A 24,575-nucleotide genomic window follows, 5' to 3' on the forward strand; every position below is an offset into this window, starting at 1 on the left:
TGAAGGAAACAAAATGAAGCTGTCTACCAAAGGCCGCTATGCGATGGTTGCGCTGGCGGATATCGCCCTTCAGTCCTCGGACAAACTCGTCACGTTGGGCGAGATTTCCGAACGTCAGGATATTTCACTGCCGTATTTGGAGCAGCTTTTCGTGAAACTGCGCCGAGCTGATCTGGTCAGTTCAGTACGCGGACCGGGTGGGGGCTATCGCCTGGCGCGACCAGCCTCGGAAATCCGTGTGGTCGAGATACTGGCCGCGGTTGATGAGACGGTGGATGCGATGCACAAGGGGGCAGGTGCCTCGGGCGCGTCTTCGGGCAGCCGGGCGCAGTCACTGACCAATCGGTTGTGGGAAAGCCTGAGCGCGAATGTTTACGTATTCCTGCATCAAACGCGGCTGTCGGATGTAATTCGGAATGATCTTGCACCGTGTCCCGCTGTTCCTAGCTTGTTCGCAGTCGTGGACGATTGATCTGATGACGTTTTTCTGTGTTCCGTCAAAACCCATCTTGGAAAAGATACATCTATGAAACGGGTTTATCTCGACCATAACGCAACCGCCGCTCTGAGGCCCGAGGCCCGCGATGCAATGATCGCGGCGATGGATTTGGTGGGCAATCCGTCCTCGGTCCATGCCGAAGGGCGCGCCGCAAAAGCGGTGGTCGAGAAAGCGCGCACTCAAATCGCAACAGCGTTTGGGGCCGATGGTGCCGACATCGTGTTTACATCCGGCGCGACTGAGGCAGCGGCTTTGGCCATGGCGGGGCGCGATCTTCAAGGCGCAGCGATTGAACATGACGCGGTAAGAGCTTGGATTAATGAGGTTCTGCCTGTCTCCCAAGGCGGTTACGTTGACGTGCCGGACGCTTCCCGATCCACGCTACAACTGGCCAATTCGGAAACTGGAATTGTTCAAACTTTGCCTGCCGGTCTTGCGGTCACTGACGCGACTCAGGCTTTTGGTAAGTTGCCGATAGCCTTCAACTGGCTGGGGGCTGAGATGGCGCTGATTTCAGCCCACAAACTTGGCGGGCCAAAAGGGATCGGGGCGTTGGTGATGAAACGCGGCACCGATCTTGCTGCGCAAATCAAGGGCGGCGGGCAGGAGATGGGGCGTCGCTCGGGTACAGAAAATGTCACTGGAATTGCGGGGTTCGGAGCAGCAGCTGAAGCCGCGTCCCGTGATTTAGCAAATGGCGTTTGGGAAAACGTTGCAGAACTTAGAAATATTCTAGAAAACGCTCTTGAGGCTGGTACGAAAGCTACTATTTTTGTCGGGAAAGACCAAAGGCGACTCCCCAACACTCTGTGCTTCGCCACACCGGGATGGAAGGGTGAGACCCAGGTCATGCAGATGGATTTGTCAGGCTTCGCGATCAGTGCGGGCTCGGCCTGTTCCAGCGGCAAGGTTCGCGCAAGCGCCGTACTGACGGCCATGGGATTTGATGAGATGACGGCCTCTAGCGCAATCCGCGTATCGCTGGGGCCAGAGACGGCAGAAGAAGATGTGCTGCGTTTCGCGGAAACGTGGCTTGAAAAAGAGAAAAAGCATCGCGCGCGGGCCGCGTGATCTGACGGAGGGTGAATTATGGCCGCTTTGGACCAGACCCAGGTGAAAGAGGGTGTCGATCAGGAAACCGTAGACGCGGTTCGCGAGGTCAGCACTTATAAATACGGCTGGGAAACTGATATCGAGATGGAGTATGCGCCAAAAGGCGTGAATCCCGATATCGTTCGTCTGATTTCGGACAAAAATGATGAACCTGAGTGGATGACCGAATGGCGTCTGGCCGCGTTCGAGCGCTGGACCCAGATGGAAGAGCCTAAATGGGCGATGGTGCACTACCCGCCGATCGACTTTCAGGACCAGTATTATTATGCCCGTCCGAAATCGATGGAAGATAAACCCAAATCTCTGGATGAGGTCGATCCCAAGCTTCTGGCGACTTACGAAAAGCTAGGTATCCCTCTGAAAGAACAGATGATCCTGGCAGGTGTCGAGGGCGCTGAGAATGCACCGGCAGAAGGCCGTAAGGTTGCTGTTGATGCAGTATTTGACTCGGTGTCGGTCGGGACGACTTTTCAGGAAGAGTTGAAGAAAGCCGGCGTTATCTTCTGCTCGATTTCCGAGGCGATCAAAGAGCATCCGGAACTGGTCAAGAAATACCTAGGGACGGTCGTACCGGTCTCGGACAATTTCTATGCCACGCTGAACTCAGCTGTATTCTCGGATGGTTCATTCGTCTACGTCCCGCCTGGCGTGCGCTGCCCGATGGAACTGAGCACATATTTCCGCATCAATGCAGAAAATACCGGCCAGTTTGAGCGTACGCTGATCATCGCCGACAAGGGCTCTTACGTCTCGTATCTGGAAGGCTGCACGGCGCCCCAGCGCGACACCGCTCAGTTGCACGCGGCGGTTGTCGAGATCATCGTCGAAGAAGATGCCGAGGTGAAATACTCGACCGTTCAGAACTGGTTCCCCGGAGATGAGAATGGCAAGGGCGGTATCTACAACTTTGTAACCAAGCGCGCCGATTGTCGGGGTGATCGCTCCAAGGTGATGTGGACGCAGGTCGAAACCGGCTCAGCCGTAACCTGGAAATACCCGTCTTGCATCCTGCGTGGCGACGATAGCCAGGGTGAGTTCTACTCGATCGCGATCACCAACAACATGCAGCAGGCCGATACCGGCACCAAGATGGTTCATCTGGGCAAGAACACCAAGTCGCGGATCGTATCGAAAGGGATCAGTGCCGGTAAGGCGCAGAATACCTATCGTGGTCTGGTGTCGATGCATCCAAAGGCCAAGGATAGTCGCAACTATACGCAGTGCGACAGCTTGCTGATTGGCGACAAATGCGGGGCGCATACGGTTCCGTATATCGAGGTGAAGAACAACTCATCTCGGGTCGAGCACGAGGCGACGACATCAAAAGTGGATGACGATCAGCTTTTCTATTGCCGTCAGCGTGGCATGGACGAGGAAGAAGCCGTGGCCTTGGTCGTCAACGGGTTCTGCAAGGACGTTCTGCAGGCGCTGCCGATGGAATTTGCGATGGAAGCGCAACAGCTTGTGGCAATCAGCCTTGAGGGATCAGTCGGCTGATGACACCAAAACCCCAACAGCGAATCCGAAAGGACGACGTCCTGACCGTGCTCGGCTATGCGTTGCCGGTGCTCGGCGGCCTGTTGGGGGTTGCTTACGTCAATACCAAGTACATGGATTTTATTAACCCGGTTTGGGCAGTGGGCGCAGGCGCGTTGCTTGGATGGATCATCGCCCGCGTGATCCGCAAGGTGCTGGGATAAGAACTTATCGGGGCCGCAATGCGCCCCTTGCGAGATGCTAAAGGACAGAAAATGCTGGAAATCAATAACCTGCACGTCAAACTTGAGGAAGAAGACAAGCAAATTCTGAAAGGGGTCGACCTGACGGTCGAGCCTGGCAAAGTGCACGCGATCATGGGGCCGAATGGCTCGGGCAAATCGACGCTCAGCTACGTGTTGTCAGGCCGTGATGGCTATGAGGTGACCGAGGGCGGCGCGACGCTTGATGGCGAGGATCTGCTTGAGATGGAACCGGAGGAACGTGCAGCCGCAGGTGTGTTTCTGGCGTTCCAGTACCCGGTCGAGATTCCCGGTGTGGGCAACATGACCTTCCTGCGCACCGCCGTGAATGCGCAGCGCAAAGCACGTGGCGAGGAAGAGCTGTCGGCGACGGATTTTTTGAAAGAGGTTCGTGCCAAGGCCAAGGCTCTGAAAATCGACGCTGAAATGTTGAAACGCCCGGTCAATGTGGGCTTTTCAGGCGGTGAGAAAAAGCGCAACGAAATCCTGCAAATGGCGATGCTTGAGCCGAAGATGTGCATCCTGGACGAAACGGACTCGGGCCTTGACGTAGACGCGATGAAGCTGGTGGCCGAGGGCGTGAACGCGTTGCGTGATGAGGGGCGCGGGTTCCTTGTTATCACGCACTATCAGCGGCTTCTCGATCACATCAAACCTGACGTGGTTCACATCATGGCGGATGGTCGTATCGTGAAATCCGGTGGTCCCGAACTGGCGCTGGAAGTTGAAAACAACGGCTATGCCGACATACTGGCCGAGGTGAACTGATGGCTTTGCCCCAAGCAAAACAAACGGCGACCGAGGAACGGCTGGCAGCGCTGACCATGCCGGATGCGGGATGCACACGCAAAGCGCGCGAAGCCGCAATTGCACGTGTACGCGCGATGGGTTTGCCCAGTCGTCGAGATGAATACTGGAAATATACCCGTCCAGACACTCTGGTCTCTGCGGAAGCTCCCAGTGCTGCTTTGTTCAAAACGGATGAACCGGCTCTGTTCCACGCGCTCGACCGACTGAAGATCGTTTTCATTGATGGCGTATTCAGCCCGGAAGAGTCTGATGATCTGTCTCTGGAGGGTGTAACGATCGATCGGCTGGAAGATATCTGTTGCAAAGATATCCATTGGGCCAAAGAGTTATACGGTGTTCTTGAAGCAAAAGGCCAAAATCCAGTGGCGCGTCCCTTGGCGGCGCTGAACACGGCCTATGCGTCAGATGGAGTTGCCATTCATGTATCCGGCAAGCCGAGCAAACCGATTAATTTGATCTATCGCCATGAATCTGAAACGTCGGATGCGATCCTGCATCACGTCGTTCGGGTTGAAAGCGGTGCCGAAGTCACGATCCTTGAAAACGGACCCGCAGCGTCGCGCTTCAACAAATGTATGGAGATCGATATCGCCGACAATGGCACACTGCATCACATCCGTGCGCAGGGCCGGGATCACCAACGTCGTGCGGCGACTCATATGTTCTCGCGGCTTGGTAAGGAATCCGTCTATAAATCCTTCACGCTGACCGTGAACGGAGTTTTGACGCGAAACGAGCAAGTCGTCGAGCTGACCGGTGACGATGCGGTCGCACATGTGTCGGGTGCGTGCGTGGGCGATGGAGATTTTCACCACGACGATACGGTCTTTGTCACCCATGATGCGGTGAATTGCGAAAGCCGCCAAGTGTTTAAGAAAGTGTTGCGCAACGGTGCGACCGGTGTTTTTCAGGGCAAGATCCTTGTGAAGGAAGGTGCCCAGAAAACCGATGGTTACCAGATCAGCCAGTCGCTGCTTCTGGACGATGACAGTCAGTTCCTCGCCAAACCCGAGCTTGAGATTTACGCCGATGACGTGGCGTGTTCGCACGGTTCGACCTCGGGCGCCATTGATGAAACGGCTTTGTTCTACCTGCGCTCCCGTGGCGTCCCAACGGCAGAAGCAACCGACATGTTGACACTGGCCTTCCTGGCTGAAGCCGTTGATGAAATCGAGGACGAGGATCTGGCAGCTGATATCGTGTCCCGATTGCAAGATTGGCTGGCACGCCGACGCTGATGCCTGTCACAACTGATATCGTGGCCACGTATCGCGGACCGGGGCGTGTGGTGCGTCGGCTGCTTGATATGGGGCCGCGCGAAGATCGCGCATTGGCGTTTGTGATGGCGTTCTGTGTAATAGGCTTTATCGCACAATTGCCCGGCCTTGCACGGAGAGCTCATCTGGAAGGAATAGAGCTGAACATGCTGATGGGCGGGGCCCTGTTGGGCTCGGTCTTTATTCTGCCATTGTGCTTTTATCTTCTTGCTTGGCTCACCCATTTCATCGCGCGGATGATGGGGGGCGTTGGCACCAGCTATGGTGCGCGGCTAGCCTTGTTCTGGGCGCTTCTCGCGTCAGCGCCTTTGGTGTTGCTGAATGGGCTGGTGTCCGGTTTCATCGGCCCCGGGTCAGCGCAAACACTTGTGGGGCTGTTATGGGTTGCGGTTTTTCTCTGGTTCTGGTTGTCGGGCCTCAAGCAATCGCAAAAGGCTGCTAAATGAATTCCACCGCACTGCTCAACCTGGTCGTTCTGACCCTGTCCAATCCAGCCGAAGCCGCAAGACGATTGCTCGCGTTGCGGCTGGGTACGGATGTACTATGGCTCGCCTTTTCTCTTGCGGTGATCCTGAACGCTCTGGTCCAGTCTGCGTCCAGCTTCGTCCTGCCGCTTATCAGTCCGGATGTTCAGCAACTGGCTGAGCCACTATCGAGGACGCTTTTTGTTTCCGTTGCGGCAATCATGATCAGCGTCGTGACGTTCCTGTTAGTGGGCCGCGTCCTGGGTGGAACGGGAACGTTCAATGACTTCATGACGCTGATTGTCTGGTTGCAAATCCTGCAAATTGCGGGGCAAGCAATCATTCTAGCGCTGGTTGCAGCGCTGCCGTTTCTATTCTTACCGGCCAGTCTGGCGATGCTGGGTCTTAGCCTTTATATCACCCTGCATTTTCTCAACGAGGCGCATCGATTTAATTCGTTGGGAAAATCGTTTGTTGTGATCCTGATCTCTGGTCTTGTGGCCGTCCCGTTTGTTCTTTGGCTGATCCCCGCCGGGTCTGTATAGGGAAGTCCTGTCTATGTATGACGTACAAAAAATCCGCGCAGATTTTCCGATCCTGTCACGTCAGGTCAACGGAAAGCCGCTGACTTATCTAGACAATGGGGCCTCCGCGCAGAAACCCCAGGTAGTGATCGACGCGATCACGCAGGCCTATGCGCACGAATATTCGAACGTGCATCGAGGGCTTCACTATCTGTCAAATCTCGCGACCGAGAAATATGAGGCCGTCCGTGGCACGGTTGCGCGGTTTCTGGGCGTATCAAACGAGAATGAGATTGTCCTGAATTCGGGTACGACCGAGGGGATCAATTTAGTCGCCTACGGTTGGGCAATGCCACGCCTGCAGGCGGGGGACGAGATTGTCCTCAGCGTGATGGAACATCACGCCAACATCGTACCGTGGCACTTCCTGCGCGAACGGCAGGGCGTGGTGCTGAAATGGGTCGATGTCGATGCGACCGGCCATCTTGACCCTCAGGCGGTAATCGATGCCATTGGCCCCAAGACAAAGCTGGTTGCGGTGACCCAGTGCTCGAACGTGCTGGGCACTGTGGTTGATGTCAAAGCAATCACGCAAGGCGCCCACGCCAAAGGCGTTCCGGTTCTGGTGGATGGCAGCCAGGGCGCGGTTCATATGCCCGTCAATGTCGATGACATCGGATGTGACTTCTATGCCATCACGGGTCATAAACTGTACGGCCCGTCCGGTTCTGGCGCAATTTTTATCAAATCGGACCGCATGGCTGAAATGCGCCCCTTTATAGGTGGCGGTGACATGATCAAAGAGGTTTCAAAGGATCAGGTGATCTACAACGATCCTCCAATGAAGTTCGAGGCCGGAACCCCCGGCATCGTGCAGACCATCGGGTTGGGTGTGGCGCTTGACTATATGATGGACCTTGGCATGGAGAGCATCGCATCGCATGAGGCCGGATTGCGCGACTATGCGATGCAACGGTTGAATGGATTGAACTGGCTGCAGGTTCAAGGCACCACAGCGAACAAAGCCGCGATATTCAGCTTTACTTTGGATGGGGCAGGGCATGCCCATGATGTTTCAACCATTCTGGACAAAAAGGGTGTCGCCGTGCGCGCAGGCCACCACTGCGCCGGGCCGCTGATGGATCATTTGGGGGTCACTGCTACCTGTCGTGCCAGCTTTGGGCTTTATAACACGACGGATGAGGTCGACACCCTGATCGATGCGTTGGAGCTTGCCCACGATCTGTTTGCCTGATCGTACTGCGGATTTGCAGTTGCGCCCGGATTGGAACGAGGGTAGCTAACGGCCAAGGCACCTGTAGCTCAGCTGGATAGAGCGCTGCCCTCCGAAGGCAGAGGCCAGAGGTTCGAATCCTCTCAGGTGCGCCATTTCACCCTTGCTAGTCGTCATATTACGCAGAACTGACGGTGCACGAACCTGTTCTTTCCTGGCAAAGCAAAACCCCCGTCAGAACTATCTGATGGGGGTCGTGCAACAGCGAAAGATGAAATGCTCGATTAGCCGCGCCACGAGCGGATGACACCGCAATCCATGTGAACGAAATTCGAACGATAGTACTGTCCAACGCCACCGGCACGGCAGGCCATCGCTGCTTTGCCCATTTGCGAGACCGAGCGTGATGACAGTCGCAGATCAGCAGCCTGACCCTTCATATGAAGCGAATTCTTGGCAACACCCCGCGAGCGGCGGCGCAGCATTGCGTTGGTTTGCGGCGAGCGGTAACCCGACAGCAGCATGTATGGCTCGCTGACATCCAGAAGGTTATGAGTGGCCGCCATGATGTCGACGGTCCTCAGGTCCACGGACTTGACTTGATCGCTGCGCCAGTCGCGCATGAAGTGGTTGACCTCTTTCACCGCGTCTTTGATGTATTTGCCATCAACCCAATAGACCATATCGATACGTTCACCGGTACGGCCGGAATACATGCGGATACGGCGAATATCGCCTCCGCCGCGAAGGAAACCTGCTGCGTTGGAATATGTGGGGGCTGCAACAACTGCGGTTGCGGCGAATGCGCCCAATAGGGCACGCCGGGTCAGGCCCGAGGTACTGCTCTTGGTCATTTTTTGTTTCGTCCCGTACTGTTCCTGCCTGCACACGATGTTACGCGCGCCGTATTAATTTTTTCCCATCCCAGATGCGGGATTTATGGCACAGTAGGATTCAACAGCCAAGAAATCTTTGGTCGCAGTCAAATCAAGGGGGAAATTTCGGCAGTTTTTTGCGCAACTGATGCAAGTATGCTTGCTTTTGGCGCAGTTCGCGCGTCGGCGATGCAAACGCGCACCAGGGGTCAAAGAAGCGGTCTGGTGATGAATTTGTGAATAGACATCAGGCGCTCAGCAAAACATTATTTTCAGACGCCGCTTATAGGGCGTGCCAAGTCATTGAAGAAACAGGGCCATCCTATGTCATTTGTTACCCGTGCTCGTTCAAGTGTTTTTATCGCCGCTTTCCTTGTGGCTTCGGCCTCAGTCGCGCAGGCGGGGACGGATGGCACAGCGTTTCAATTGGCCGTTGCGGAAAGTGTGTCCAACAGCCCGGCAATTGCTGAGTTTTATCGCTCAAACGGGTTTGATCCGGTTTGGGTTGGCGATACGCCCGAACATGCTGCACGACGCAAAGCCCTGATCGAAGCGCTTTCGACGACCGATCTGCATGGATTGCCTGGGGCACGTTACGACGTCCAGACTTTGAAGACAAAGATGCAGGACGCGCGCAACACCCGTGATCTGGGCATGCTCGAGGCCGAGCTGACTCGGGTTTTTGTCAAATATGCCAGAGACTTGCATTCCGGTTCTGTAACGCCTTCGCAGATTGATCCCGGCCTAGTGCGGGCGGTGGAACGACGCAGCGCCGCAGAGCAACTTGAACTGCTCGTTTCCAGCCAGGGTGATACCTATTTCAGGGATATGATGCCTCAATCGCGCCAGTATCTTGCGCTGTTGAAACAGAAGAAGGCGCTGGAAGCGCTGATGACACAAGGTGGCTGGGGCGAGACCGTTCCTGTCTCCAAGCTTGAGCTTGGGGACACAGGGAACAGTGTCATCAGGCTGCGCAATCGACTTGTCGCGATGGGTTATCTGAAGCCTACTGCCAGCCCAAACTATGATGATGCGCTGTTTGCGGCGGTGCAATCCTTTCAGGCTGCTCATGGTCTTGAGGCGGATGGCGTAGCTGGCAAAGGCACTATTTCCGAGATTAATCGCCCAGTTTCAGACCGCTTGAAAGCTGTTTACGTTGCGCTTGAACGGGAGCGCTGGTTACCCAAAGACCGTGGTGAGCGGCATATTCTGGTGAATCTGGCCGATTTTTCTGCCAAGATCGTCGATGACGGGCAGGTCACGTTTGAGACTCGTGCCGTGATCGGCAAAAACACACATGATCGCCGTAGCCCAGAGTTCTCGGATGAGATGGAGCATATGGTGATCAACCCAAGTTGGTATGTGCCACGCTCGATCATCACGAAGGAATATCTGCCGCAATTGCGGGCCAATCCAAATGCCGTCGGCCATATCCAGATCACCGATCGCCGTGGCCGTCAGGTGAATCGTGGAGCGGTTGACTTTACCCAATTCACTGCGCGTAATTTCCCGTTTTCCATGCGTCAGCCCCCCAGCAAAAGCAACGCACTGGGGCTAGTGAAGTTCATGTTCCCTAATAAGTACAACATCTATCTGCATGATACGCCTCAGAAATCTCTGTTCGCACGCGAGGTTCGGGCATTCTCGCATGGATGCATCCGTTTGGCGCAACCGTTCGAGTTTGCCTATAAGCTGCTGGCCAAGCAGGAAGAGGATCCAAAGGCGTTTTTCCACCGCGTGCTGAACTCGGGCAAAGAAACGAAGGTTGAACTGGATAAAAAAATTCCGGTGCATCTGATTTATCGCACGGCCTATATTGGCCCCAAAGGCGAGGTGCAGTATCGCCGCGACGTGTATGACCGGGATCGCAAAATCTGGGAAGCGCTGCAAAAGGCAGGGGTGGTCCTGCCGGACGTTCAAGGGTAATCACGAGGCAAATCCCGCCACGAGGACGCCCGACATGCAGTTTACCGTTCAACAAATCGCCGATTCCCTGGGGGTCGTCGCAGAAGGCCAGACTGGGCTGACCATCTTGCGGGCAGCCGAGCCGGGAGATGCCGGGCCAACCGATCTGGCCATGGCGATGTCGCCAAAATATGCTGAAGCCTTGGAGACCGGTACAGCACGGGCCGCGGTTTTGTGGGATGGCGCGGACTGGAAAGCACTGGGGCTTGAGGCCGCCATTTTTGTGCAACGCCCCCGCATGGCGATGGCAGGGATCACCGCGATGCTGGATCGCGGGCAGGGGATTGCGCCGGGAATTCATCCATCGGCTGTCATTGATGAAACCGCCGAGATCGGGGTCGACGTATCGGTCGGCCCGCTTGCTGTTATCGGTGCGCGCGCGCGCGTCGGCGCGGGTTCGGTTATCGGCCCGCATTGCGTAATCGGTATGGATGCGTCGCTTGGTGAAAACGCTCTGCTGCGCGAAATGGTCAGCATCGGTGCGCGGGCTCAAATCGGTGATCGCTTTATCGCGCAGCCGGGTGCCCGTATCGGCGGGGACGGTTTCAGCTATGTCACACCAGAAGTCTCGGGTGCCGAAAATGCGCGGAAAACTCTGGGTGATCAGGGGGATGCAAAGGCGCAAAGCTGGTTGCGCATCCATTCGCTGGGTGCGGTCGAGATTGGCGATGACGTCGAGGTCGGCTCGAACTGCACTGTCGACAACGGGACCATACGCAATACTGTAATCGGTAGTGGATCGAAACTGGATAATCTTGTCCACGTGGGACACAACACCCGAGTCGGGCAGGATTGTTTGTTATGTGGGCAAACCGGCGTTTCTGGTTCGGTCGAGATTGGTAATAACGTAGTACTGGGTGGTCAGACTGGTGTTGTCGATAATATTTTCATCGGTGATGGCGTGATTGCCGGTGGCGGCACCAAGATTCTGTCAAATGTTCCTGCTGGTCGCGTGATCATGGGCTACCCGGGCATTAAAATGGAAAGCCATACCGAGATATATAAAGCCCAACGTCGTCTGCCCCGATTGTCGCGCGACGTCGAGGCGTTGAAAAAGGCTGTTTTCAAACAGCCTTCAAGTGATTAAATCATCCCCAAGGCGAAAATCAGGGGATCGAGATGAGCATCAGCGACCGCGTCATAGCAATCATTGCCGAACAGGCCGTGCTTGAGCCTTCGGATGTGACGCCCGACAGTACGCTCGAAGAATTGGGCATCGATAGCCTGGGTCTTGTTGAGAGTATCTTTGCCATCGAGGAAGAGTTCGATATCACCGTGCCCTTCAACGCAAACGAGCCCACATCCGGCGATTTCGACATTTCGAATGTGACAGCGATCATTGCGGGTATCGAAAAACTCGTGTCTGAAAAGGTCTGACCGCTGGTATGAAACGCGTCGTCATTACGGGTGCTGGCACCATTAACGCGTTGGGCCATTCCGTCCCCGACACTCTGGAAGCCATGCGCGAGGGTCGTTGTGGTATCTCCGAGCTTGAGTTTCGTGATGTGGATCGCCTGTCGATCAAGATCGGCGGTCAAGTCCGGGGTTTTGAGGCCGAGGGCCGTTTCAACCGCCAACAGATGACGCTGTATGATCGGTTCACGCAGTTCACGTTAACCGCCGCCAAAGAAGCGATCGATCAATCCGGTATCGTATTCTCGGGTGACACAGCCGCGCGGTCGGGGGTGGTGCTGGGAACGGCCGGTGGTGGCGTCTCCACCTGGGATGACAACTACCGCTCGGTTTACGAGGATGGCAAAAATCGCGTGCATCCTTTTGTCGTGCCCAAGCTGATGAACAACGCGGCGGCCAGCCACGTTTCGATGGAGCACAACCTCAAAGGCCCTAGCTTTACAGTATCAACAGCGTGTGCGTCTTCGAACCATGCGATGGCGCAGGCATTTCAGATGGTGCGCAGCGGGGCAGCGCCTGCAATGGTGACCGGTGGGTCCGAGTCGATGCTGTGCTTTGGGGGCGTCAAGGCATGGGAAGGGCTTCGCGTCATGTCAAAAGATGCCTGTCGGCCCTTTAGCGCAAACCGAAACGGGATGGTGCAAGGCGAAGGTGCGGGTGTTTTTGTGTTCGAAGAATACGAACACGCGCGCGCGCGCGGAGCAGATATCCTGTGCGAGGTCGTGGGCTTCGCCATGTCCTCGGACGCGGCCGACATAGTTATGCCGAGCAAACAGGGTGCAGCACGGGCCATGGCCGGGGCGCTATCGGATGCACGGCTGAATGCAAGCGATGTGGGTTACATAAATGCCCATGGGACCGGCACGGCTGCAAATGACAAAACCGAATGTGCAGCCGTTGCTGGTGTGTTTGGTCCGCACGCCGACGATCTGATGATTTCGTCAACAAAGTCCATGCACGGACACCTGATCGGCGGTACCGGCGCAGTTGAGCTTTTGGCCTGTATCATGGCCCTGCGCGACGGGGTGATCGCCCCGACCATTGGCTATGAAGAGCCCGACCCCGAATGCGCGCTGGATGTGGTTCCAAACGAGGCGCGTGAGGCGAAAGTTAATGTCGCCCTTAGCAATGCTTTCGCCTTTGGTGGGCTGAACGCCGTTCTTGCGTTGAAGCGTATATGAAGAAACCGCCGTGTTATCACGGCGACTTTCTTATTCGATGTTTTTGCGGGGCTTAGTTTATGGAAACATTCAGCCCGTCAAAGCCTGCTGTGAAGCCAGACAAAGACATGTCCATATTCAGAACCTGATCTGGCAGGCGCGCAGGAACCAGCGACAGCACTGCCTTTTGGCCTGATTTCATCGCGTCGATATCACCCTGTGTCAAACCCAGTTGCGCCACGCAGCCAACTGGAATGCAGTGGTGATAATTGTAAAGCTTGCGCGGTGCCCCATCGATCGACATAGCCAATTGCGCCTGCAGCAGGGTTTCGAGCGGTACAACAACATTCGCCCAAGCAACAGCGGCACCGCCTTCGGGCAGTTTTCCGATCGAAACTTCGGCAATCGGATCACCCTGTTGGTTATTGAGGATCTGAACCATCGCGCAGGGATCGTCTTCGCCTTCGGTTTTGATGCAGGAAATATTCCATTCACCCGTTTGTTCTTTGACGTATTGCTCGCCAACACGGGGACCGGATTCACCCAGATCCAGATCGCTGCCAACTTCGGCTTCAGCACCGGCTTCAGGTTGCTGTGTGGTTTCCTGCGCAAATGCTGTTCCGCACAAAAGTGCTGCGGCCGCCACATTAAAAGGGACAAGTTTCCTGATCATGAATGCCTCATCTAACTGATCCAGTTTTTTGTTTCCTCTATCACCGCAATTCAATGGTGTCAGGGTAAATCCGAATTCCAGACCGGGAATTGATCGTTTTTTGCCGAAATGCGTGGGAAACACCGCGATCTGCAACGAAAAAGGGAGCCGGTGGAGCGGCTCCCTTCCTGAATATTTTCTCCCCGTCGGACTGGCCGACTTAGTTATGCGCAGACGTTACGAAAGGGGAACCCGTTGGTCAACTCCTAACCCTAAAAAACTATTCTTGCGTCTTTCGGTTTTCGTAGAAATTAAAAAAAAGCCGTGCCCAAAGGCACGGCCAGTCGACAGGGAGGAAGTTTGCCCCCGCAGCCAGGCCACGAGAAGCAACATTTACTCTCGCAGCGAAAGGTTAACTTTGTATGCTTGCAGCAGATCGGTAGAATTCGGGACAGATTTTCAATGGACAACAAGATCTTCGTAGGCGGTGGTGGCGACAGCTATTCAGTGGCACAGGGGCTGTCGCTGAAATATGCGAACCGCCATGGCCTGATTGCTGGTGCGACCGGTACGGGCAAAACGGTTACGCTGCAAATTCTGGCTGAAGGCTTCTCACAGGCGGGGGTTCCAGTGTTTCTGGCCGATGTGAAAGGTGACTTGTCGGGGCTGGCGCTGCCTGGAAGCGAAACCCACAAATTACACCAGGCTTTTTTGGATCGGGCCGAGAAGATCGGGTTCGGCACATTCTCTTACGCCGCGTGTCCAGTCACGTTCTGGGATCTGTTTGGCGAGCAGGGGCATCCGGTCCGAACCACAGTGACAGAGATGGGCCCACTGCTACTATCGCGACTGATGGAGCTGAGCGAGGCGCAGGAAGGCATTCTGAACATCGCCTTTCGGGTCGCAGACGAAGAAGGCATGCCGCTGCTTGACCTGAAAGACCTGCAGGCATTGCTGGTCTGGATAGGCGAGAAACGTGCCCAACTATCGCTGCGCTATGGCAATGTCTCGACATCTTCGATCGGTGCTATTCAACGCCGCTTGCTGGTTCTGGAAAATCAGGGCGGTACCAATCTGTTTGGCGAGCCTGCGTTGGACCTGGCCGACCTGATGCGGACAGATGCGAACGGGCAGGGGATGGTGAACATTCTGGCCTCTGACAAGCTGATGGGCTCTCCGCGCCTATACGCGACTTTCCTGTTGTGGCTGCTTAGCGAATTGTTTGAAGAACTGCCCGAAGTGGGGGACCCTGAAAAACCGAAACTGGTGTTCTTCTTTGATGAAGCGCACTTGCTGTTCGAGGACGCCCCCAAGGTGCTGGTGGATAAGGTCGAGCAGGTGGCGCGCCTGATCCGATCAAAGGGCGTTGGAGTTTATTTCATCTCGCAGAATCCGGCGGACATCCCGGAAGATATTCTGGGTCAGCTGGGCAACCGGGTCCAACATGCGCTGCGGGCCTTCACCGCGCGCGACCGCAAGAATCTGCGACTTGCTGCTGAGACCTATCGTGAAAACCCAGCTTTCGATACTGAGACCGCAATCCGAGAGGTGGGCGTGGGCGAGGCCGTGACGTCGATGCTGCAAAATAAGGGTGTACCCGGCGTGGTCGAGCGCACTTTGATCCGGCCACCGGGCTCCCAACTTGGTCCGATTACCAAAGCTGAGCGTCAGTCGGTGATCAAAGCTTCGCCGATGGATGCAAAATACGGCAAGCGTATCGACCGCAAATCGGCGTTTGAGATTCTGCAGGCGCGCGCGGATGCCGCTGCGAATGCGGCGGAACAGGCGGAATCCGACGAAGTTCTGGAACAGCAGACCCCGGCAGAACGCGAATACGCCTCGGCCCGAAGGTATTCGGGCAACCGCGTTGGGCGATCGTCATCTCGTTTTTCGCGCAAAAAGGATACCTTCGCCACAGCCATGAGCGAGGCCGTGATCAAAGAGCTGAAAGGAACAACTGGCCGCCGCATCGTCAGGGGCATACTGGGCGGCTTGTTCCGTAATCGCTAGAAGCCGGAGTGCGGCGCGCGCCGAACCAGTCGCGCGCCCATATTGTTATCGATTAAGCCGGCGCAGGCCTTCCTGTCTGCAATAATTATCCGCCTCGGGCACCGACATTTTGGTGGCCGGAAAATCGATTGCGCGGTCCCAGGTGACGCGGTCCTGGCGGTAAAGCTGACAGGTCACAACTCCTTTGGGCGTCTGGACCTTGACCGGGGTGGTCTCTAATTGTTCGGGTGAGGGAATACACGCTGATAGCGTTGCCATCAGCGGGATCCCGATTGCGAAAACTCTGAGTGGTTTAATCATTGCGACTACGGTGCTCTCATCTTGGTTAACTGTCAGATCGTTACAACTCCGCACCAAACAAACATGGTATGGGGCACAGCGCGATGTGGTGGATCACGATACACCGATTTAGAGCGTTCTGACTCGCCGCACAATAAAACGCACCGATTAACGGTGCGTTAGGGGAATTTCGCAGGAAATTTTGCTTATTTCTCGGGGATCAGCCCTCTTGGACTGAATCTGAGAACAATCAAAAGAATCAGCCCCATGGTGAACAGGCGCATATGTGCGGCGCTATCGATCAGATGCGTCTTAAGTGCGCTGCCGTCAGGCATACCTGAGGTTATCAGGTTCATAAGCCACAGGCCCATGGGTTCAACCTGAACCCACAGGAACCAGATCAGGAACGCTCCCAGTACGGCTCCGAAATTGTTGCCCGACCCGCCGACGATCACCATGACCCAGACAAGGAAGGTAAAGCGAAGCGGGTTGTAAGTGCCCGGCGTCAGCTGCCCGTCCAAAGTGGTCATCATCGCACCGGAGATGCCGCAGATGGCCGAGCCCAGCACGAAGATCTGCAGATGGCGGCGGGTGACATCCTTGCCCATCGCCTCGGCGGCAACCTCATTGTCGCGGATAGCGCGCATCATGCGGCCCCACGGGCTTTTCAGCGCCATCTGCGCCATCCAGAGCAGCACCAGTAGCACGATCAGGAACAGCAAAGAGTAGCCCAGCTTGACGGAAAGCGTCGAGGCAGTAACCGGATCCAGCCCGAACCACTCGGCCCGTGCAAGGAAAGTTGGGTCTTGCTGCAATTCAACTTCGTAGCCAACCACCGGTGAGGGGCGTGGAATGCCGTAGACGTTCTTGACCCCACGTGCCAGCCAGTCCTCGTTTTTCATGACGGCGATGATGATCTCGGCGATACCAAGTGTGGCAATTGCCAAATAGTCCGAGCGCAGGCCCAGCGCTGTTTTTCCGATCAGCCATGCTGCGCCCGCCGCCAAAAGTCCCCCGGCAGGCCAAGCGAATAGGACAGGAAGGTTCAAACCGCCGATATTACCAGCGACAGCAGGATCAATCGCTTCGATCGCAGCTACGTTGGGATCAAAAATTGCGCGGTAAACAAAAAAACCTACGACCAGAATACCGATGATTGCAAAGGTTTGTGGGCGTCCCTTGGGCATTTTTTGGGCCACCATCACAGCTGCAACCACGGTTGCCGCGCCCATCAAAAGCGACAGGATGACGCCATATCCTCCACCAGACCAGGCGCCAGGGGTTGGGGGTGTCGAGACCAGCACAACCGCTAGCCCGCCCAGCGCGACAAAGCCCATGACACCAACGTTGAAGAGGCCAGCAAAGCCCCATTGCAGGTTGACGCCAATCGACATGATGGCCGAGATCAAGCCCATGTTCAGGATCAGGATTGCGGCGTTCCAGCTTTGGGTGAATCCGGTCAACAGGATGAGTGCGCCGACGACCACAAAAAGCAGCGTGTTTTTGACGGGCTCGCTCATATCACTTTTCCTTTGAACAAGCCGGTTGGCTTAAACAGAAGTACGATCAGCAAAATGGCAAAGCTGACAGCGAATTTGTAATCGGTGGACAGGAACTGCACCAAACCTGACGGCTCCAGATTTTCAGGTGCCAGATAAGTCAGCACTTTCTTCCACGCGTAGGTGATCGTCACCTCAGAAAACGCGATGATGAAACCGCCCGCGATAGCTCCCAGAGGGTTTCCGAGGCCACCCACGATAGCCGAGGCAAAGATCGGCAGCAAAAGCTGGAAATAGACAAATGGCTTGAAGCTTTTGTCGAGGCCGTAAAGCACGCCCGCAGTGGTCGCCAGCGCGGCAACGATGATCCATGTGATCATCACCACGCGCTCGGGGTTGATACCGGACAGCAACGCAAGATCCTCATTGTCAGAATAGGCCCGCATTGATTTGCCGGTGCGCGTTTTGTTCAGGAACCAGAACAACAGCGCCACTGCGACAACCGCGACGATCACCGTGATGCCCTGGGAGGTCTTGATTGCCAGCCCCTCACGCAGCCCAGTCATCGCCTTGAAATCTCGCGCCGAGACGATGAAACGCGCTCCGTCCGAGAACCTTTGGTCATCCGGACCGATGATGAAACGAACCAGCCCGTTCATGATGAACATCACACCCATCGAGACGATCACCAGAATGACAGGTTTGGCCTTCTGTTCCCGATAGAAGCGATAGACCAACCGGTCGGTGATCAGCACCAGAACGATACAGCCCAGAATGGCAAAGGGCAGGGCGAGCAGAGCCGTTGGCAACGGCCCGAAACTGACGCCTGCGGCTTGCAGGCCCCAAGTGACCAGCACCGCGATCATCGCGCCAAAGGCCATCGTATCGCCATGGGCAAAGTTCGAAAACCGCAGGATGCCGTAAATCAGCGTCACCCCCAAAGCGCCCAGCGCCAACTGACTGCCATAGGCGATTGCGGGAACAAGAACGAAGTTGGAGAGCGCCACAAGGGCGTTGAGGAAGTCCATTAGTTCGTTACCTCATTTTCCAAGTTCGTACGTCTTTTTGACCTGATTTCAGAGTGATCAAACACGAGAGTAGCTGTCACTGGCTTCATCCCCCCAAGAAACTCTTGCGAACTTCTGGATCGGCCAACAGCTCCTTGCCTGTCCCGGTATAGGCATTGCGACCCTGGACCAGTACATATCCCTTGTCCGCAATCTCCAGCGCCTGACGGGCATTCTGTTCGACCATCAGGATCGGTAACCCGGTGCGCGAGACCTCGATGATCCGGTCGAACAGCTCATCCATTACGATGGGTGAGACACCCGCGGTGGGTTCGTCCAGCATCAGCACCTTGGGCTGGGTCATCAGCGCGCGGCCCACGGCAACCTGTTGGCGTTGGCCGCCTGACAGCTCTCCGGCGGCCTGATTGCGTTTGTCGCGGAGAATGGGGAAGAGGTCATAGACCTGCTCCATCGTATCCGAGAAATCGTCACGACGGATGAAGGCGCCCATCTCAAGGTTCTCTTCCACCGTCATCGACGTAAAAATGTTCGAGGTCTGCGGGACAAAGCCCATGCCGCGTACCACGCGGTCTTGCGGGCTGAGATTGGTGATATCTTCGCCATCCAGCCGCACAGACCCTTGGCGTACGTCCAGCATGCCAAACACAGCCTTCATTGCGGTGGATTTGCCCGCGCCGTTGGGGCCGACGATCACCGCGATCTCGCCCTTATCAACGGCGATGGTGCAGTCATGCAGGATGTCCGGCCCTTTGCCATAGCCACCGGTCATGGTGTCGCCAATCAGGAAAGGACCGCCCTCGACCCGTTGCGTTTCACCGCTTTTGCGATGCGCTGGTGTCATGGTGCCGACACCATGCGTATTGGTGATCGAGGCGTCCTTGTTGCCCTTGTCGTCCTGGTAGGGGTTGTCGCTCATGCGCCCGCCTCCAGCTTGTCTTTGTTCTTCAGGCCGGTGCCTAGGTAGGCTTCGATCACGTGTTCATTGGCCTTGATCTCGTCCAGAGTGCCTTCGGCCAGCACCTTTCCCTCGGCCATACAGATGACCGGGTCGCAAATCTTGCCGATGAAATCCATGTCGTGCTCGATAACGACGAAGGTATAGCCGCGTTCCTTGTTCAGGCGCAGGATCGTGTCGGCGATGGTCATCAGCAGGGTGCGGTTCACACCAGCGCCGACCTCGTCCAAAAACACGATCTTGGCATCGACCATCATGGTTCGGCCAAGTTCCAGCAGCTTCTTCTGACCGCCCGAGACCTGACCGGCCTTGTGATCGGCCAGATGTTCGATTGTCAGGAACTCCAGCACCTCATCGGCTTTCGCCCTAAGTGCGCGTTCCTCATCCGCGATACGCTTACGCCCGAACCATGTGTTCCACAGCGATTCCCCGGATTGTGCGCCGGGCACCATCATCAGGTTTTCACGGCAACTCATCGACGAAAACTCATGCGCGATCTGGAAGGTGCGCAGCAGGCCCTTATGAAACAGCTCGTGCGGGGGCAGGCCAGTGATATCCTCACCGTCCATGTGTACCTTACCGCTGGTCGGTGGAAGTACGCCCGCGATCACGTTGAATAGCGTGGTTTTTCCGGCCCCGTTCGGTCCGATCAGACCGGTGATCGAGCCCTTTTGGATTTCCAGCGATGCCCCGTCCACCGCATGAAACCCGCCGAAATGCTTGTGCACGTCATCGACGACGATCATCTTTTCCCCTAGCCGCCGTTTTCGGCGTTTTTACCATCCCCGTTAACCGGAGTGCGGCCTTTTTTCATTGAAACAGCCCGGACACAAGGGCCGGGCTGCTTGTTTTTATGACTTTTAACCTTGGATCAACGGAAGTTGACGGTCTTGTTTTCGCCGTCGGTCACCTCGATCTCGCGATAGGAACCTGCGCTTTCACCAGGGCCGATCAGCTCAACGCCCGATGCGCCGACATAATCGATGTCCTGACCGGCAGCCAACAGCTCCAGACCTTTAGCCAGTTCTCCGGGGAAGATTTGCTCACCCGGAGCGTTGGCGACATCCATGATTTTCGCGCCGTATTCAGCGGGGTTGGTCGAACCTGCGGCCTGCATCGCCAGCATGAACAGCGCGGCGGCGTCATAGCTTTCCGGCGAGTAGGGCGACGAACCGTCAAAGCCCGCAGCTTCAGCCATGGCAAAGTACTTCTCGGCACCTTCACCGCCCGAGCCAGCGATCTGACCGAACGAGCCGTTCAGGTCGGGACCAACGTTTGCCGGCAGCGAGTCACCGATCATGCCGCCGGGCAGACCGAATGTATCAAACGCGCCGCTGTCCAGCGCCGACTGGATGATGCCCAGACCACCCTGATCCAGATAGCCGGCAACGACCAGAATATCGCCACCGGCCGAGGCCAGCGCGCCCACTTCAGCCGAGTAGTCGGCTTTGCCGTCTTCGTGCGCGGCAACGATGGTCACCTCGCCACCCGATGCCTCGAACGAGGACTGGATCGCATCCGCCAGACCCTTGCCATAGTCGTTGTTGGTGTAGGTCAGCGCGATCGAGCTGATGCCACGATCGTTCAGGATGTCAGCCATCACCTGACCTTCACGCGCATCCGACGGGGCGGTGCGGAAGAACAGGCCGTTGTCTTCCATGGTCGACAGACCCGGAGACGTGGCCGACGGCGAGATCATGACCATGCCGTTCGGGATCGCGACGTTCTGCAGGATCGCGCCAGTGACGCCCGAGCAGTCGCCGCCGATGATACCGGCGACGCCATCGGCGATCATACGTTCGCCGTTCGATGTGGCCAGACCATTGTCGATACAGCCGGTATCGGCGCGGGTTCCGGTCACGCTTGCGCCGTCCAGCAGTTTGCCGGATTCGGTGACCTCGGCCATCGCCATTTCTGCGCCCGAACCCATGGCCGGGGCCAGCGATTCAATCGGGCCTGTAAAGCCGAACAGCACGCCCAGCTTCACGTCCTCGGCCATAGCGGTACCCGCCAGCAGAGCGGTTGCTGCAGTAGCGGTAAGCAGCTTTTTCATTAGGTTACTCCCTATTTATCGTTTGAACGTCGTCGTTCTGGGCATGACCCTAGGCAAGCTGTCCGAAAAAGAAAAGTCCTAACAAAAAAGTGCTTTTGAAAGCAGCAATCCTATCTGTTTTGTTAGGCTAGGTCAGTTTGTTGCGGTGCACCACTAGGGGTTGGGTCGATATGATCAGGACTTTTGCGATTCTCATTCTGTCGTGCTGGTCGATTGCAGGCTGGTCCGATGTCATCAACACAACCGGCGGGCCGGTTCAGGTTACTCAGGTGGTCAGAGGCCTTGATACACCTTGGGCGATTGGCATTCTTCCGGATGGCAGCTTTGTTGTCACTGAGCGAGATGGCGAGCTTTTGTACGTTGCCGGAGGTGAGGCGAAGCGCATCAAGGGTCTGCCAAAAGTGGTCGCGAACGGGCAGGGCGGTTTGCTAGATGTCACCATCGCGCGTGACTTTAATCAGACCCGCGAGCTTTTTCTGACTTTCTCCAAATCGCAACGAGGCGGTGCAGGCACCGCTGTCGCTGTCGCTCGTTTATCGGAAAACAGGGAACGTCTGACCAATCTGCGCGTGATATTCGAGGCCTCTCCCGGTGGCTCAGGCGGGCGCCACTTTGGTTCTCGCGTCGTTGAAGCGAATGATGGCACGTTGTTCGTCACTATCGGTGACCGAGGTGATCGCCCGGCTGCGCAGGATCGAACGAACCACATGGGTACGGTCATTCGGATCAACCGTGATGGTTCAGTTCCCAGTGATAACCCGTTTGTGGGCAATCCCGGTGTCCGCCCCGAGATCTGGTCGTTTGGTCACAGAAACCCTCAGGGTGCCAATTTGGATCTGCAGGGCCGGCTTTGGGTTTCGGAACACGGGGCAAAAGGCGGGGATGAGGTTAATCTGATCAGACCCGGTGCCAATTATGGCTGGCCAGTGATTTCATATGGCGTTCATTATTCGGGTCAGAAGATCGGTGAAGGCACGTCGAAGCAAGGAATGGAACAGCCCGAGCACTATTGGGATCCTTCCATCGCACCCTCTGGCTTGATGGTCTATTCCGGTAAACTTTGGCCGGAATGGAAGGGGAATCTGTTCGTTGGCTCTTTGAAATTCGACTACATTGCACGTTTGGCGGGCGATCCACTGCGTGAGGTTGAGCAGATCGAAGGCCCCGAGACCGAACGTGTTCGCGACATCGCCGAAGCACCAGATGGGTCGATCTGGTTCATTTCCGTTGGGCAAGGCGCGGTTTACCGAATGACGCCCCTCTGACGGTATTAAACGGGGTTAGGGCGTTTGCTTCTATGCCATTCGGTCACGGTGTATCTGTTCCGGGCTTCAGGGTGATCAGGAGATTTGAATGAGTGATTTTGTAATCGAGCTTTGTGAAACAATGCCGCCAAAGCGCGAATTGAATACGATTCTGGCACAGTATTACGCGCTTATCGTGCAACGAATGCAGGATATGGGCTTTGAGATTGATCCAGCGGCCCCCGAAAGCGCATTGGCGGAGTTTTGGGCGCATACAGAGGATTACCTACCCCCGAATGGATGTCTTGTGGTGGCGCGAAACGATGCCGGAGATATCATTGGATGTGGGATGCTGAAACGATTTGATCACCAAACCGGTGAACTTAAACGGGTTTTTGTGACCGAGGAGGCACGGGGGACCGGTGCCGGGCGTGCCTTGATCGAAGCCCGGGAACAGGCCGCGCGTGATATGGGTTTGAAACGCCTCATCGCCGATACGCTTACACCGAATGTCGAAATGCGCGACCTGTACCCCAAACTTGGTTTTGTTGAACTGGACTCACCAATCGAAACCACGACCTATCTGGATCAACCGATGTTACGGCCGCACCTGCACTACTTTGCGAAAGATTTGTAAGGTTTCCCTGCGGCCGTGAATCAAACAGACAACCGACCGCTCTGTGCACCGCGTTCTCGATAAGGCGTGGTGTTGTAATGCGCCCGGTAGCATTTGGAGAAATGCGACGGGCTGGCAAAGCCGCAAGCCAGCGCCACATTGATGACGCTCATATCGGTCTGCATCAGCAAGTTCCGCGCTTTATGCAGGCGCAGTTCCATGTAGTAGCGCTTGGGCGAGCGGCTGAGATAGCGGCGGAACAGACGTTCTAGCTGGCGCGTCGACATGCCTACGTCCTTGGCTAGAATAGAAGGCGAGATTGGCTCTTCTATGTTCTTTTCCATCATCAGGATAACCTGACTGAGCTTGGGGTGGCGCACGCCGATCCGTGTAGGTGTCGACAAACGTTGCGTGTCCTGATCCGTACGTATCGAAGAATAGATCATCTGATCAGCGACCGCGTTGGCCAGATCTTCTCCGTAATCTTCGGCAATCAGCTTGAGCATCAGGTCAATCGAGGATGTGCCGCCAGCAGTTGTCATTCGGTTGCCATCAACCAAAAACACCGACTTGGTCAGCTCTACTGTGTCGAATTCTTCGGCAAAACTGTCTGAGTTTTCCCAATGGATCGTTGCGCGCTTGCCTTCCAGCAAACCGGCTTTGGCCAGCGTATAGGCCGCGGTGCAAAGACCGCCGATTTTCAACCCTTTACGCGCTTCGCGGCGTACCCAGTTCAGGATGCGTTTGGTGGTTGCCGCTTGTACATCGACCCCCCCGCAGATCAGGACGACATCGTCACGCTGCAATTCGGTCAGATCAGAATCAAGATTGAAAGAAGTTCCGGCTGAACAAGTCACTGTTTCACCGCCTTCGCCCGTCAAGGTCCAGGTATAAAGCTCTCGGTTGGCCATTCGATTGGCGATCCGCAGACTGTCCAAAGCCGAAGCGAATGACAAAAGGGAAAACTTGTCCAAAAGCACAAATACAAAGTTATGCGGCTTGCCTGTGCTATGATCCACAGTGACAACTTGGCGTTGCTCTTGCATGGCGAACTGTCCTTGATTCGGCGCGCACCGGGATTTCCACGGTGGCGGATATGCCAGTCACCATGCTCAAAGCTTGATTATGGCGTCAAGAGGCGCAAAAGGGATATGGCCTCTCATTCA

At 56.0% G+C, this 24,575-nt stretch carries 25 protein-coding genes and 1 tRNA gene; 17 read left to right on the forward strand and 9 right to left on the reverse strand.

Annotation, left to right across the window (positions count from 1 at the left end; translation table 11 throughout):
• Positions 1-13 precede the first annotated feature (13 nt).
• From iscR to ACR0L9_RS07140, 10 genes are all read left to right on the forward strand, one after another.
• Positions 14-472 (forward strand): Fe-S cluster assembly transcriptional regulator IscR, encoded by a 459-nt coding sequence (gene iscR / locus ACR0L9_RS07095; RefSeq protein WP_170393031.1) that lies wholly within the window; start codon positions 14-16, stop codon positions 470-472.
• Positions 473-526: 54 nt separating this feature from the next.
• Positions 527-1,570: an aminotransferase class V-fold PLP-dependent enzyme gene (locus ACR0L9_RS07100; protein WP_170610731.1), complete on the forward strand. Its 1,044-nt coding sequence runs from the start codon at positions 527-529 to the stop codon at positions 1,568-1,570.
• Positions 1,571-1,588: 18 nt separating this feature from the next.
• Complete coding sequence (sufB, locus tag ACR0L9_RS07105) at positions 1,589-3,109, forward strand: Fe-S cluster assembly protein SufB (RefSeq protein WP_170393033.1); 1,521 nt, start codon at positions 1,589-1,591, stop codon at positions 3,107-3,109.
• Entirely contained in the window at positions 3,109-3,312 is a 204-nt protein-coding gene (locus tag ACR0L9_RS07110) for a hypothetical protein (protein WP_170405842.1), read from the forward strand. Before sufB ends, ACR0L9_RS07110 begins: the two co-directional genes overlap by 1 nt.
• 51 nt (positions 3,313-3,363) lie before the next feature.
• Entirely contained in the window at positions 3,364-4,119 is a 756-nt protein-coding gene (gene sufC / locus ACR0L9_RS07115; RefSeq protein WP_170393035.1) for a Fe-S cluster assembly ATPase SufC, read from the forward strand.
• The gene (sufD, locus tag ACR0L9_RS07120; RefSeq protein WP_480895324.1) at positions 4,119-5,399 is read left to right on the forward strand and encodes a Fe-S cluster assembly protein SufD; all 1,281 of its coding nucleotides are present in this window, start codon (positions 4,119-4,121) and stop codon (positions 5,397-5,399) included. Before sufC ends, sufD begins: the two co-directional genes overlap by 1 nt.
• On the forward strand, positions 5,399-5,884 hold the full coding sequence (locus tag ACR0L9_RS07125) for a YIP1 family protein (RefSeq protein WP_170393037.1): 486 nt from the start codon (positions 5,399-5,401) through the stop codon (positions 5,882-5,884). The genes sufD and ACR0L9_RS07125 overlap by 1 nt, the downstream gene beginning before the upstream one ends.
• Positions 5,881-6,447 carry a Yip1 family protein gene (locus ACR0L9_RS07130; RefSeq protein ID WP_170421699.1) on the forward strand — a complete coding sequence of 189 codons (567 nt, stop codon included), beginning with the start codon at positions 5,881-5,883 and terminating at the stop codon, positions 6,445-6,447. Before ACR0L9_RS07125 ends, ACR0L9_RS07130 begins: the two co-directional genes overlap by 4 nt.
• A 13-nt stretch (positions 6,448-6,460) precedes the next feature.
• Positions 6,461-7,681: a cysteine desulfurase gene (locus ACR0L9_RS07135; RefSeq protein WP_170510270.1), complete on the forward strand. Its 1,221-nt coding sequence runs from the start codon at positions 6,461-6,463 to the stop codon at positions 7,679-7,681.
• A 57-nt stretch (positions 7,682-7,738) separates the two neighbouring features.
• Positions 7,739-7,815, forward strand: a tRNA-Arg gene (locus ACR0L9_RS07140).
• 129 nt (positions 7,816-7,944) lie between these two features.
• On the opposite strand, the gene mepK is transcribed toward ACR0L9_RS07140, so the two are convergent.
• On the reverse strand, positions 7,945-8,514 hold the full coding sequence (gene mepK, locus ACR0L9_RS07145; protein WP_170509840.1) for a peptidoglycan L,D-endopeptidase MepK: 570 nt from the start codon (positions 8,512-8,514) through the stop codon (positions 7,945-7,947).
• Positions 8,515-8,859: 345 nt separating this feature from the next.
• Here mepK and ACR0L9_RS07150 point away from each other — a divergent pair, with 345 nt between their 5' ends.
• The 4 genes from ACR0L9_RS07150 to ACR0L9_RS07165 are packed head-to-tail and all read left to right on the forward strand — an operon-like array spanning position 8,860 to position 13,094.
• Positions 8,860-10,461 (forward strand): L,D-transpeptidase family protein, encoded by a 1,602-nt coding sequence (locus tag ACR0L9_RS07150; protein WP_480895325.1) that lies wholly within the window; start codon positions 8,860-8,862, stop codon positions 10,459-10,461.
• A 34-nt stretch (positions 10,462-10,495) separates the two neighbouring features.
• Entirely contained in the window at positions 10,496-11,587 is a 1,092-nt protein-coding gene (gene lpxD, locus ACR0L9_RS07155; RefSeq protein WP_170636122.1) for a UDP-3-O-(3-hydroxymyristoyl)glucosamine N-acyltransferase, read from the forward strand.
• A 32-nt stretch (positions 11,588-11,619) separates the two neighbouring features.
• Positions 11,620-11,877 (forward strand): acyl carrier protein, encoded by a 258-nt coding sequence (locus tag ACR0L9_RS07160; protein ID WP_170393043.1) that lies wholly within the window; start codon positions 11,620-11,622, stop codon positions 11,875-11,877.
• 8 nt (positions 11,878-11,885) lie between these two features.
• Complete coding sequence (locus ACR0L9_RS07165) at positions 11,886-13,094, forward strand: beta-ketoacyl-[acyl-carrier-protein] synthase family protein (RefSeq protein ID WP_170393044.1); 1,209 nt, start codon at positions 11,886-11,888, stop codon at positions 13,092-13,094.
• Between the two features lie 52 nt (positions 13,095-13,146).
• Here the strand turns inward: ACR0L9_RS07165 and ACR0L9_RS07170 are convergent, their stop codons facing one another.
• Positions 13,147-13,746 (reverse strand): invasion associated locus B family protein, encoded by a 600-nt coding sequence (locus ACR0L9_RS07170; protein WP_170393045.1) that lies wholly within the window; start codon positions 13,744-13,746, stop codon positions 13,147-13,149.
• A gap of 441 nt (positions 13,747-14,187) precedes the next feature.
• On the opposite strand from ACR0L9_RS07170, the gene ACR0L9_RS07175 reads away from it, so the two are divergent.
• Complete coding sequence (locus tag ACR0L9_RS07175; RefSeq protein WP_480895326.1) at positions 14,188-15,735, forward strand: helicase HerA-like domain-containing protein; 1,548 nt, start codon at positions 14,188-14,190, stop codon at positions 15,733-15,735.
• Between the two features lie 45 nt (positions 15,736-15,780).
• Here the strand turns inward: ACR0L9_RS07175 and ACR0L9_RS07180 are convergent, their stop codons facing one another.
• The 6 genes from ACR0L9_RS07180 to ACR0L9_RS07205 all read right to left on the reverse strand — a co-directional run bounded on the left by ACR0L9_RS07180 (position 15,781) and on the right by ACR0L9_RS07205 (position 21,549).
• A complete protein-coding gene (locus ACR0L9_RS07180) occupies positions 15,781-15,993 on the reverse strand; it encodes a hypothetical protein (protein ID WP_480438555.1) in 213 nt (70 codons plus the stop codon).
• Between the two features lie 227 nt (positions 15,994-16,220).
• A complete protein-coding gene (locus ACR0L9_RS07185) occupies positions 16,221-17,534 on the reverse strand; it encodes a branched-chain amino acid ABC transporter permease (protein WP_480895327.1) in 1,314 nt (437 codons plus the stop codon).
• Entirely contained in the window at positions 17,531-18,541 is a 1,011-nt protein-coding gene (locus ACR0L9_RS07190; protein ID WP_170393049.1) for a branched-chain amino acid ABC transporter permease, read from the reverse strand. Before ACR0L9_RS07190 ends, ACR0L9_RS07185 begins: the two co-directional genes overlap by 4 nt.
• An 85-nt stretch (positions 18,542-18,626) precedes the next feature.
• Positions 18,627-19,457, reverse strand: a complete 831-nt coding sequence (locus tag ACR0L9_RS07195; protein ID WP_170817778.1) for an ABC transporter ATP-binding protein — start codon at positions 19,455-19,457, stop codon at positions 18,627-18,629.
• Positions 19,454-20,242, reverse strand: a complete 789-nt coding sequence (locus ACR0L9_RS07200) for an ABC transporter ATP-binding protein (protein ID WP_170393051.1) — start codon at positions 20,240-20,242, stop codon at positions 19,454-19,456. Before ACR0L9_RS07200 ends, ACR0L9_RS07195 begins: the two co-directional genes overlap by 4 nt.
• 125 nt (positions 20,243-20,367) lie before the next feature.
• A complete protein-coding gene (locus ACR0L9_RS07205; protein WP_170393052.1) occupies positions 20,368-21,549 on the reverse strand; it encodes an ABC transporter substrate-binding protein in 1,182 nt (393 codons plus the stop codon).
• A gap of 170 nt (positions 21,550-21,719) precedes the next feature.
• On the opposite strand from ACR0L9_RS07205, the gene ACR0L9_RS07210 reads away from it, so the two are divergent.
• Together ACR0L9_RS07210 and ACR0L9_RS07215 are read left to right on the forward strand one after the other, a co-directional pair.
• On the forward strand, positions 21,720-22,814 hold the full coding sequence (locus ACR0L9_RS07210; RefSeq protein WP_170405812.1) for a PQQ-dependent sugar dehydrogenase: 1,095 nt from the start codon (positions 21,720-21,722) through the stop codon (positions 22,812-22,814).
• A gap of 88 nt (positions 22,815-22,902) precedes the next feature.
• Positions 22,903-23,430 carry a GNAT family N-acetyltransferase gene (locus tag ACR0L9_RS07215; RefSeq protein WP_170562711.1) on the forward strand — a complete coding sequence of 176 codons (528 nt, stop codon included), beginning with the start codon at positions 22,903-22,905 and terminating at the stop codon, positions 23,428-23,430.
• 20 nt (positions 23,431-23,450) lie between these two features.
• Here ACR0L9_RS07215 and ACR0L9_RS07220 read toward each other — a convergent pair whose 3' ends face one another.
• Positions 23,451-24,455 carry a GlxA family transcriptional regulator gene (locus ACR0L9_RS07220; protein WP_170393055.1) on the reverse strand — a complete coding sequence of 335 codons (1,005 nt, stop codon included), beginning with the start codon at positions 24,453-24,455 and terminating at the stop codon, positions 23,451-23,453.
• Positions 24,456-24,575 lie beyond the last annotated feature (120 nt).

Source organism: Ruegeria sp. I3 (assembly GCF_056532525.1).

Excerpts from the sequence above, each read along its gene's own strand:
- ACR0L9_RS07200 (WP_170393051.1), bottom strand. The coding sequence starts at position 20,242 with ATGATCGTCGTCGATGACGTGCACAAGCATTTCGGCGGGTTTCATGCG.
- ACR0L9_RS07195 (WP_170817778.1), bottom strand. The coding sequence starts at position 19,457 with ATGAGCGACAACCCCTACCAGGACGACAAGGGCAACAAGGACGCCTCG.
- lpxD (WP_170636122.1), top strand. The coding sequence starts at position 10,496 with ATGCAGTTTACCGTTCAACAAATCGCCGATTCCCTGGGGGTCGTCGCA.
- ACR0L9_RS07165 (WP_170393044.1), top strand. The coding sequence starts at position 11,886 with ATGAAACGCGTCGTCATTACGGGTGCTGGCACCATTAACGCGTTGGGC.
- ACR0L9_RS07110 (WP_170405842.1), top strand. The coding sequence starts at position 3,109 with ATGACACCAAAACCCCAACAGCGAATCCGAAAGGACGACGTCCTGACC.
- mepK (WP_170509840.1), bottom strand. The coding sequence starts at position 8,514 with ATGACCAAGAGCAGTACCTCGGGCCTGACCCGGCGTGCCCTATTGGGC.
- ACR0L9_RS07220 (WP_170393055.1), bottom strand. The coding sequence starts at position 24,455 with ATGCAAGAGCAACGCCAAGTTGTCACTGTGGATCATAGCACAGGCAAG.
- ACR0L9_RS07100 (WP_170610731.1), top strand. The coding sequence starts at position 527 with ATGAAACGGGTTTATCTCGACCATAACGCAACCGCCGCTCTGAGGCCC.
- sufC (WP_170393035.1), top strand. The coding sequence starts at position 3,364 with ATGCTGGAAATCAATAACCTGCACGTCAAACTTGAGGAAGAAGACAAG.
- ACR0L9_RS07205 (WP_170393052.1), bottom strand. The coding sequence starts at position 21,549 with ATGAAAAAGCTGCTTACCGCTACTGCAGCAACCGCTCTGCTGGCGGGT.
- sufD (WP_480895324.1), top strand. The coding sequence starts at position 4,119 with ATGGCTTTGCCCCAAGCAAAACAAACGGCGACCGAGGAACGGCTGGCA.
- ACR0L9_RS07190 (WP_170393049.1), bottom strand. The coding sequence starts at position 18,541 with ATGGACTTCCTCAACGCCCTTGTGGCGCTCTCCAACTTCGTTCTTGTT.
- ACR0L9_RS07215 (WP_170562711.1), top strand. The coding sequence starts at position 22,903 with ATGAGTGATTTTGTAATCGAGCTTTGTGAAACAATGCCGCCAAAGCGC.
- ACR0L9_RS07135 (WP_170510270.1), top strand. The coding sequence starts at position 6,461 with ATGTATGACGTACAAAAAATCCGCGCAGATTTTCCGATCCTGTCACGT.
- ACR0L9_RS07160 (WP_170393043.1), top strand. The coding sequence starts at position 11,620 with ATGAGCATCAGCGACCGCGTCATAGCAATCATTGCCGAACAGGCCGTG.
- iscR (WP_170393031.1), top strand. The coding sequence starts at position 14 with ATGAAGCTGTCTACCAAAGGCCGCTATGCGATGGTTGCGCTGGCGGAT.
- sufB (WP_170393033.1), top strand. The coding sequence starts at position 1,589 with ATGGCCGCTTTGGACCAGACCCAGGTGAAAGAGGGTGTCGATCAGGAA.
- ACR0L9_RS07150 (WP_480895325.1), top strand. The coding sequence starts at position 8,860 with ATGTCATTTGTTACCCGTGCTCGTTCAAGTGTTTTTATCGCCGCTTTC.
- ACR0L9_RS07175 (WP_480895326.1), top strand. The coding sequence starts at position 14,188 with ATGGACAACAAGATCTTCGTAGGCGGTGGTGGCGACAGCTATTCAGTG.
- ACR0L9_RS07210 (WP_170405812.1), top strand. The coding sequence starts at position 21,720 with ATGATCAGGACTTTTGCGATTCTCATTCTGTCGTGCTGGTCGATTGCA.
- ACR0L9_RS07180 (WP_480438555.1), bottom strand. The coding sequence starts at position 15,993 with ATGGCAACGCTATCAGCGTGTATTCCCTCACCCGAACAATTAGAGACC.
- ACR0L9_RS07170 (WP_170393045.1), bottom strand. The coding sequence starts at position 13,746 with ATGATCAGGAAACTTGTCCCTTTTAATGTGGCGGCCGCAGCACTTTTG.
- ACR0L9_RS07125 (WP_170393037.1), top strand. The coding sequence starts at position 5,399 with ATGCCTGTCACAACTGATATCGTGGCCACGTATCGCGGACCGGGGCGT.
- ACR0L9_RS07185 (WP_480895327.1), bottom strand. The coding sequence starts at position 17,534 with ATGAGCGAGCCCGTCAAAAACACGCTGCTTTTTGTGGTCGTCGGCGCA.
- ACR0L9_RS07130 (WP_170421699.1), top strand. The coding sequence starts at position 5,881 with ATGAATTCCACCGCACTGCTCAACCTGGTCGTTCTGACCCTGTCCAAT.